Annotated in this window: 4 protein-coding genes; 2 read left to right on the top strand and 2 right to left on the bottom strand. The window is 33.0% G+C overall.

Going from position 1 to position 10,030, the window contains the following annotated elements; genetic code table 11:
- The first annotated feature begins 109 nt into the window (after window positions 1–109).
- Together BPR_RS16310 and BPR_RS16315 are read left to right on the top strand one after the other, a co-directional pair.
- Window positions 110–394 (top strand): HU family DNA-binding protein, encoded by a 285-nt coding sequence (locus BPR_RS16310; RefSeq protein ID WP_013282588.1) that lies wholly within the window; start codon window positions 110–112, stop codon window positions 392–394.
- Between the two features lie 266 nt (window positions 395–660).
- On the top strand, window positions 661–4,890 hold the full coding sequence (locus BPR_RS16315; protein WP_013282589.1) for a hybrid sensor histidine kinase/response regulator: 4,230 nt from the start codon (window positions 661–663) through the stop codon (window positions 4,888–4,890).
- Here BPR_RS16315 and BPR_RS16320 read toward each other — a convergent pair whose 3' ends face one another.
- Window positions 4,891–5,748 carry a hypothetical protein gene (locus tag BPR_RS16320; RefSeq protein WP_013282590.1) on the bottom strand — a complete coding sequence of 286 codons (858 nt, stop codon included), beginning with the start codon at window positions 5,746–5,748 and terminating at the stop codon, window positions 4,891–4,893.
- Window positions 5,748–6,575 carry a ParA family protein gene (locus tag BPR_RS16325; RefSeq protein WP_013282591.1) on the bottom strand — a complete coding sequence of 276 codons (828 nt, stop codon included), beginning with the start codon at window positions 6,573–6,575 and terminating at the stop codon, window positions 5,748–5,750. Before BPR_RS16325 ends, BPR_RS16320 begins: the two co-directional genes overlap by 1 nt.
- Window positions 6,576–10,030 lie beyond the last annotated feature (3,455 nt).

A 10,030-nucleotide genomic window follows, 5' to 3' on the forward strand; every position in this document is an offset into this window, starting at 1 on the left:
CTATAATTTTTGGCACTTTTTCGCTTTTATATACTTGTATGGTGCATAAATTGGGTGTAGAATTTTACTTGGTAGTAAAAAATACTCAATTTGAGGGAGGTATTAAACCATGAATAAGACAGAACTTGTTGATGCTATTGCAAAGGAAACTGGTCTTTCCAAGAAGGATTCAGAGAAGGCAGTTAAGGCTTTCACAGAGGCTGTTTCTAAAGAGCTTAAGAAGAAAGGCAAAGTTCAGCTTGTAGGCTTCGGTACTTTCGAGACTGCTAAGAGAGCAGCTAGAACAGGTAAGAATCCTCAGACTGGCGCAGCTATTAAGATTCCTGCAGCTACAGTTCCTAAGTTCAAAGCTGGTAAGGCTCTCAAGGATGCTGTAAACGGAAAGAAGAAATAATTGATTTAATCATAACCAAACAAAGTGGCGTCGTTCAGATGTTTGTTCATCTGCCGGCGCCACTTTTTTATTTTCCTCAAACAACTCTCTTTCTATTTCTCTATTTCTCTATTTCTCTATTTCTCTATTTCCCTATCTTTTTATCTTTTTTCATTAATTTTCTTATTTCTTTCTTATAAATTTATTAATTAACTAATTTCCGTTGCTTTAAATTGTATAATATAGTCAGTTGCGATTTAATGCCACAGATTTTTTGAGGAATTTTTATGAGTAAGAGACGACTCTTTTCTCTTTTTCTAATATCGCTGTTAACTATATCTCTTTTCCCCACTACCATTGCGTCTGCAAGCAGTACAGACAGTTCTTCTGCCAAAATGGGCGGAGGTTATGCTGTTACCAAGCAAATTGCCAATACCAATTATTATCCCTTGCTTCTAGATGATCTTGGAGACTACAGCATTGATGCTAACTGTATTCTCTGCGACCAGAAGGGCTACATATGGATTGGCACCTATAGCGGAGTTATTCGCTATGACGGCCTGAATATCACTATATTTGATGCAACAAAAGGCTTTTCAAGCGCACGAACTATGTATGAAGATCATTCCGGCAAAATCTGGATTGGTACAAACGGTGACGGAGTTGTTGTTTATAATGGCGATAACGATATTAAACGGTACGGTTACAAGAAAGGCCTTACTGCTACTTCTATTCGCTCTTTTTCTGAAGATCAATATAACAACATCTATATAGGCACCACTGACGGCGTATATTATTCTGACGAAAGCTATAACTTTAAAATGATTAAAGATTCCAGAATACAGCACGATCGTATTTTGCGGCTTACAACTGATAAAGACAAAACTGTTTATGGATATACTAAAAATGGGAATATTTTCAAAATTGACAATGGTGTCATTTCATCTTTTTACACTGAAGATAAAATCTCTGAAACCCCTATTACAACAATATACGCTGATGAAAATGCGTCAGGAAAAGTATATATTGCCACAAACGATGGTAATGTTTATTATGGTGATTTTGGGTTACCCACCAAACAAATGAAGCAAATTAACGCCGCGAGCATAGGCTCTGTAAGATGGATCAACTACGCCTGCGGTCGTATTTGGCTCGCCTCAGCCAATAAAATCGGATATATCCAGAACGATAATTCTGTATTTGCTCTCACATATCTTCCAATCACTCTTGGTATAGAAATGGTTATCCCGGATTATCAGGGAAATATCTGGGTTGCATCATCCAGACAGGGACTAATGAAAATAGTCACCAGCAATTTTGTAAACATTAATACCAGAGCGGGTCTCGACAACATCCTCTCCAGTTCTAATTGCATTATTGATAACTATCTGTATATAGGCAGTGACACAGGTATCCGCATTGTTAACTTATCGACTTATACAGAAGTTCAGGATGACAAGCTGACTGAACCAATTAAGAATAGCCGTGTACGATGCCTTAAAAGAGATTCTAAGCGGAATTTATGGATAGCCACTTATAACGAAGATTTAGGCCTTGTTCGCTATTCCAAGGAAGGTAAGATCAAGAATTTTACTGTAAAAGACGGTCTTCCAAGCCCAGAAATCCGAAATATTTACGAAACTACTGACGGCCAAATACTGGTCGGAACCAGCCACGGTTTAGCGGTTATTAATGGCGATAGAATAGTCAAAGTATATAGTGAAAAAGACGGCCTTTTTGATACCGTTATATTGACTGTAAGTGAAGGTTTTGATGGTGAGTATTACATAGGAACTGACGGCGGCGGTATTTTCGTGATAAAAGATGGAAAAGTAACCTACATTGGCATCAAAGAGGGCTTGACCAGTACAGTTGTGCCCAGGATCAAAAGGGATGCCAAAAATCAGGTCAATTGGATTTTCACTTCAAATTCTGTAGCCTATATCAAAGATGGCGTGATCACAAATATAACAGAATATCCCTTCTCCGGAAGCTTTGATGTATTTAACGGCAGCAACAACACTCTTTGGCTTTTGTCTGCCTATGGATTATGCCGTCTTCATACTGATGAAGTCCTTTCCAATAACATCATAGAATATCGTTTGTATACCGTAGATAACGGTCTTACAAGCACCCCTACCAGAAATGCATATAATGATCTTTCTCCTGACGGAAATCTTTTTATTTCATCGGCAGATGGTGTTAACAGAGTCAATATCAGAAAATATTCAGATATAGATATCAATGTTAAAACTGATATTCAGGCTCTTTACAGTGATGATCAGCCAATATTTCCTGATTCAAACGGCGTATATACTATTCCGCCTTCTTCTAATCGTGTAAAAATAGTACCAGCAATTCTTGATTATACCCTTAATAATCCTGTAGTTCACGTTTCACTTGAGGGTGCTAACGACGATGGTATAACAAATCTTCGAAGCTATATGACATCCCTGGAATATACTGATCTTCCATACGGAAATTACACTGCTCATATCCAAGTTCTTAGCAGCGATACTCTTGAAGTATTACAGGATGATTCCTATAAGATCATCAAGAAGCCTAGATTCTTTGAACGTATTAGTGTAAAAATAGGTTCATTTGTTTTAGTTGGACTATTTATTGCATGGATTGTATGGGCTTTTCTAAGATCAACCATTATCAGAAAGCAGTACAAAGAAATAGCCATAGCCAAAGATGAAGCAGAAAGAGCAAATACTGCAAAATCAAGGTTTCTTGCCAATATGTCCCATGAAATTCGTACTCCTATCAATACAATCATGGGTATGGATGAGCTTCTTTTACGAGAAGCCCATGATAATGTTCCTGATTCTTACTATACTGCTGTGATAAATTACGGTGTAGATATCAAAAATGCTGCAGAATCGCTTCTGGGGCTTATTAACGATGTTTTAGATATATCTAAGATTGAATCTGGCAAAATGCACCTCGTTGAGCAGGAATACGATACCGTAGAATGTCTTCGCGGTATCATTACCATGATCAGGGTTAAGAGCAGTGAAAAAGATCTCTCTTTTGACACAAACATCGATGAATCTATTCCTAAACGTTTATACGGTGATATTGGCAAGATCAAGCAGATTGTGCTTAACCTTCTGACTAATGCTGTAAAATACACCGAAAAAGGCGGATTCACACTCACTGTTACCGTCACTTCCAAAAACGCTGACAAATGCTCACTCCGCTTCTCGGTAAAAGACACTGGAATCGGCGTCAAAGCTGAGAATATGGAAAAGCTCTTTTCCGCCTATGAACGACTTGACGAAGAAAAAAACAGCGGCATTCAGGGAACCGGCCTTGGTCTTGATATTTCCAGGCGTTTTGCAGAGCTTATGAATGGTCGCCTTTGGTGTGAGAGCACCTACGGAGAGGGCTCAGACTTTATCCTGACTTTGGATCAGGTAATTGTTGATTCTGAGCCTATAGGCGCTTTTATTGAGCATGATGGTAACGCTGAGGTTGGACCTTATGTTCCGACATTTATAGCAGAAAAAGCCAAGATTTTGGTCGTTGACGACAATCCTATGAATCTTGTTGTCGCAAAAGGCCTTCTCGATGCTACAAAAGCTCAGATTACGACTGCAGACAGCGGAGAAAAATGTCTTGAACTGCTCCAGAAAGAATCCTTCCACATCATTCTCCTTGATCATATGATGCCTGGAATGGATGGTATCGAGACTTTAGCCAGAATAAGGGAGCTAAATCCCCACCAGATAGTCTTTGCCCTTACTGCCAACGTCGAACCAAGTGGTACGAACTTCTATGTCTCAAAAGGCTTTAATGGCTATCTGTCCAAGCCTATAGATTACAAAAAGTTAGAGCAGACACTATACGAGTATCTGCCCAAAGACATAATAGAAATCTACAATGCAGAGGATAATAAAAAGGTTGAAGAGCCTCTTCCTTCCCCTGCGGAAGACTTCTCCTGGCTCAAGGATGTTGATAATATTTCCGTAGATGAAGGTATACAGGCCTCTGGAGGATTTCCTCTATTCATTACCAGCCTTAAGATGTTCCATGATACTATTGATTACAATGCTGATGTTCTCGAAAAAGCCTTTACCGATGCCGATTATTCTCTATACACAATAAAAGTACATGCACTTAAATCATCAGCCAGAATAATTGGTGCAAGCAAATTATCCAAGCTTGCAGAAGAGCTTGAAATGGCTGGCAAGAGCAATAATATCGAGCTTATTAAAGAAAAGCATCAGAGGCTCATAAATGATTATCTTTCCTTTAAGGATAGCCTTTCAAAGCTTAGTGATGATCCTAAGTCAAATAGCGATTTAGAGCCTATATCCAGCCAGGATCTTAATGATGCTTACGAATCTCTTAGGGAGACAATTGAGCAAATGGACTACGACTCCGCTGAGATGATTATTGAAGGTCTTGAAAACTATAAGCTGGCTAACGAAGATGCAGAGCTTGTAAAAGAGCTCAAAAAAAGTCTTTCCATGTTCGATTGGGACGAAATGGAAAGACTACTACAATAATTATCTTCTAGCTTTAAGCGCTTCTTCAAGCTGTTTGTGCTGCTGATATATATCCATATTTCTAACCATATCCTGTTCGATCAGGCTTCTGATATACTTAGTTGCAGACATATTAGAGGCTTTGGCCATATGCTCCACATAATCCCTATATCCTCTGATATCAAGCAGCAAGAACTTCTCTTTTTCATATCTGCTCTTATCCTGCTTGGTAGCTTTAGCTGGCTTAGGCTCATTATATGATGGCATCACAGGCTGCTGCATAACAGGTTGCTGATAACTATTAGGCATCTGATATTGTTGAACCGGAATACTCTGTGGCTGAATCTGTTGATATGTCTGCGGCTGATACTGTGGTGTCTGAACATTCTGCATCTGCATATTCTGCACATAAGGCTGTACTGAAGGCTCCGGTATATACTGCTGAACCGGAACTGCTTCCGGAATTGTCTGATATTCAGGCATTATCTGCTGGGCTTTTGCTTCCGCAGCGTTATTTACCATTGCAATCTTCTCTCCAAGCTGTTCAGCTATTACAGGTACTTCATCTCTGTCTATATGTACCTCTTCCTGAACTATATTTGTCTCAGAAACCTCTGTATTCGTTTTTTCTTCCTCAATAACAGGTTGAACTACCTTTTCGATATTTTTATTTGATTCTGCAGCCTTTTCTGGCTCTGATGGCGTAATTTCCTGCTCTTTCTCCGGTATCTCAGAAACTTCTTCTACTTTTTTTACTTTTTCAATCTTAGATTTAGTTTCATTTTTCTCAGCACCTTTATTAAGAGGTGTCATACCCGCAAACAAACCAGTTGAAGCTCTGTTTGCTCCGCCTTTTAATCTGTCAGCCTTACTTGCCATCACTTATCCTCCTCTAAGAATTCATCAATAAAGTCATCATAATCTCTTGCAGCTGAAGATCCACCAGCATACTCAAATAGATCCATCTTCATTGTCTGTGCTTCCTCAACCGATACATTAAGTCTTATTCTGGACTTATATACCTTAGTGTTAAGGAGCTGAGCTTTCTCCTCTATGTCTCCAATCCAAATCTTGGCATTTGCCGTGTTTCTCACTTTGGTGACAAGGATTCCGTCAACTCTAAGCTTATCATTTGTATAGTCATGAATCTGATCAATGAATTTGTATAGTCTGGATAATCCCTGTAATGAATATGCTCCTGGTTCCAATGGAATTATTACTTCATCTGCAACCGTAAGAATATTCATAAGAACAACTCCAAGCGCAGGGCTGCAATCAAATACACAGAAATCATACTCTTTATCCAGATCTTCAAATGCTTCCTTGATAAGTCTCTCTCTTCCAAGACCAGCAAAAGACATATCAGCAGAAGCCAAATCTATACCGCCAACTATTAAATCAAGGTTCTCAGATATTGGTATTATAGCTTCATTGATATTCTTCCTCTTAGCCATAACCTCAAACAGTTTGGCTGGTACATTCTCATAAAAGTAGTCCTGTTGCTCTTCTGTAAGTTTCTCAATATCTTCCGGATCAGGATCAATTTCATTTAAATCTATTCCTGCAGACATTGACAGGTTTTCCTGTGGATCTGCATCAACTACTAGAACTTTATATCCTCTTTTGGCAAGGCCAACTGCCATCGCATAGCTGGATGTAGTCTTGGCTACTCCCCCTTTTTGGTTGCTAAATGCTATTGTACGCATAACTCCTCCCACTTATATATAGCTTATATATCTCTCTTTAATATCCTTAGTAATTATATTCTATTTATTATTTACTTTCAATAATAAATATCATTAATATAATTCATTTATCATCTTTAAGTTAAATATTACATATCTAATATTTATGTTATAATTGATATATAAATTATAAATATTTGTTTAATGTATATCATATATTTGTTATATATCAATCATTATTGTCAGGAACATTTAATCCAAATATATTATATAACATAGATAATTAATATGCATCATATATCATAATTGAATTTATATGCTATCATTTTATATATATTATATATGTTATTTTTATTATTGCTCATATATCATTTTTAAGTTTCAGCTCGCTGTATTATATTTATTATTTACCTAATATATTATATATTTGTTATATACCATATGGTGATAATTATGCTGTTATTTATGTTATATATATGCCTGTTTTGAAACTTGTTTTAGTTATATATGATATATATATATTTATTATACTCCATTGCTTAAAAGCATATAATACTTGTTCTCTATTCGTACATATTTATATATTATATATAACCTTCTCAATATTCTATATTTAAATTGTTTTTTAAAAGTCCCTATTTTTGCTGATCTATTTAATATATCATCATTACATTTTTACTAATTATATATAACATATATAGTATCGCTTTGAGTTTTGATATTATGCGAGCCAGTACATTCTGTATTTGTTTATTCTTAGGCGCTGGTTATAGAGAGACGAATTCATATATATGTTATATACACCCTATATATTTTTATTTTTGCATTATATAGCTCTTATTATTATTTAAGATCATATTTCTTAATATCTTATATTTATTATACATGTTATATATATTATATCTGCAAAATATTATTTATAATCGTTATATTCAATATATCTTATTAGAGATATATTAAAAGCATGATAATATATCTCTAATATATCTTATATAACATATATTTCTCATGGCTCAATTATATATCTAGCATATTATATATATCATATATATTTATTATTATATATGTAATATGTTTTATGTATTATATTTATGTAATATATTATATCGGTATTAAATTTCACATATACATTATTAACATTATTCATTATAATTGCATTATTTATTAAATATAATATCTTTATTGCATATATGTATAATATTATATTTATATTAATTAATATATAGAGTTATTATATTGAATACATTATAAATAAATGATATAATACTCATATATTAAATATGTAATATTATATATATTTAAAATATAAAGCAAATATTCATATATTATAAATATGTTATATATGTTTTGTAATTTATTCTAGAAAGTTCATCTATACATAATACCAAAGACCAGGACTTTGTAACCAGAAGATCTAAAATCGTCAAGCCTCTGGATACAAATAAAAATAATAGTAGTCAAGAATATAAAAAGAAGAAAAAATAATTAATATAGATCAAGAATTGCAGCATATTTAACCATTAGTCGTTTGTTTGTAATTTAAAGAGTAAAAACAGGGAAATGGTTACATAACAATAATAAAAATAGAATTATTATATTGTAAACAATTTATAAAAATCGTCAAAAATAAGAATGCAAGAATGAATTAAGAAATAATTCAAAGAAAAAGCCTCATATAATAAGCACTTAAATGATAGCATAAGATATTATTGCTATTAAATAATTAATGATTGCAAAATTTATCTCAAAATCAAAAAACAGCAAATAAATTTAAAGATAATTATGTTTTAAAATATTACAGTATTTATGCATATATTCTGTAAGAATTAATTCATATTATAATATTATGCGTTATTATATAATAAATTAAAATATTATAAAGAAAATATAAACCATTTAGGTCAATAAAAATACATATAAATACAATCAGCCATTATTATAAACATAAAAAGAGGAACAATAGATATTGTATTTTATTAAAATATCTATTGCTTTTTTAATATTAAAGTAATTAATTTTCTTTTTATTAATCGGAAGTACATGTATATATTATTATTAAAATTAATTTCGTATATCATATGTAATATATTAGTGTTCCATTGTAAACATACATAGAAATAATATAAATAAATCTTAAAATTCGTAAAACAATCATCATTATTTCAAAATAATACATTTCTGCAAGAAAAATTTCATTGCAATCCCTAGATTCTTCAAATCTAAAAAACTCAATTCAAAAAATAATACATTTGTTTTGATAAATAACTTACAATTGTCAAATATAAGAAAACTAGAAAGAGAAAAAGAGCAATAAATTTAAGACATTTAGATGACAAAAAAGATATTGCAACCAGATCAGTGTTTTATAAACAACAAATCTGGTTGTTTATTTAAAAATATATAACTACAATTGCTTATTAATTAATACATGTATCAAAAGCTGATAAATACTGCGTTTATAGTTTTTTTAGGTGAACTAAAAGGGATGATAAAGATAATAAAAAGGGATGGAAAAGTGGTCAAAATAGGGGTGAAAGGTTAACAAAAAGGGCATGAATAATGCTGGATGTAAAGTTATAGTTTTAGGTACCAAAAGAGACCAATTAAGGCTTAAAGGGTGACTAAAAAGGGAATAAATAATTAAAAGTGAACAAAAAGGGAATAGATGGTGTAATAAAAGGGAATGGATAAAGATAAATATCTTTTAAGTTTCAGTAGTCTGGGGAGGCCAGGAGGAAAGAAGTACAGTAGTAGGAGCATTATTCAGGTATAATGCTCCTACTCTTTATATATATGAAAGAAATAATATGAAGTATTAAGTATATTAGTCAATAATAAGCACAAACAATAATAAATAATGAATTATGATCAGAACATTAAGTTGATGTAAAAAGAGAGAGGAAGATAAATAACTGATTAAGGTGACTATAAAGGGAATGGTGACATAAAAGGGCGCAACCAATTATTTTGAAAAGAGGAAGCAGAGAAACCGCTTAAAATCGCGGAAATTTAAGCTGCATTATTTAAAAGGTGTACAAAAAGGGAATATATAGGTGAACTAAAAGGGAACGAAAAGACATAATAAGATAGAAATGTCTCAAAAAATAATTTTTGTGGTAAAAAGGTATAAAAAGGGTGCTAAAAGTGAATAAAAAGGGATTATAAATAACTAAAACGGTCAAACCAAATAAGTCAAAAGAGAAATAAAGGGGCGTTTAATATTTGAAAGGTGCACAAAAAGGGAATAAATTATATAGACTAGATAAGTCAACACAATTTTGTATATAATATTTGACAAACCCACAAAATATAGGCAAAATAAGGTTGTAAGTGACAAAAAAGGGAATATAATATTGAATAAGTAAATAAAAAGGGAATGTTATTTTTTCTGTTACTTAATAAAAGTGAACTAAAAAGGAATCGATTAGTGTTGTTAAGGGTGCATAAAAAGGGAACTAGCATATTGTGGGGGACTT

The sequence above is a fragment of the Butyrivibrio proteoclasticus B316 genome (genome assembly GCF_000145035.1).
Taxonomy (GTDB): domain Bacteria; phylum Bacillota; class Clostridia; order Lachnospirales; family Lachnospiraceae; genus Butyrivibrio; species Butyrivibrio proteoclasticus.

Bases quoted from the DNA above. Each gene is read 5' to 3' on its own strand.
- BPR_RS16310 (WP_013282588.1), top strand. From the start codon at position 110: ATGAATAAGACAGAACTTGTTGATGCTATTGCAAAGGAAACTGGTCTT.
- BPR_RS16315 (WP_013282589.1), top strand. From the start codon at position 661: ATGAGTAAGAGACGACTCTTTTCTCTTTTTCTAATATCGCTGTTAACT.
- BPR_RS16320 (WP_013282590.1), bottom strand. From the start codon at position 5,748: ATGGCAAGTAAGGCTGACAGATTAAAAGGCGGAGCAAACAGAGCTTCA.
- BPR_RS16325 (WP_013282591.1), bottom strand. From the start codon at position 6,575: ATGCGTACAATAGCATTTAGCAACCAAAAAGGGGGAGTAGCCAAGACT.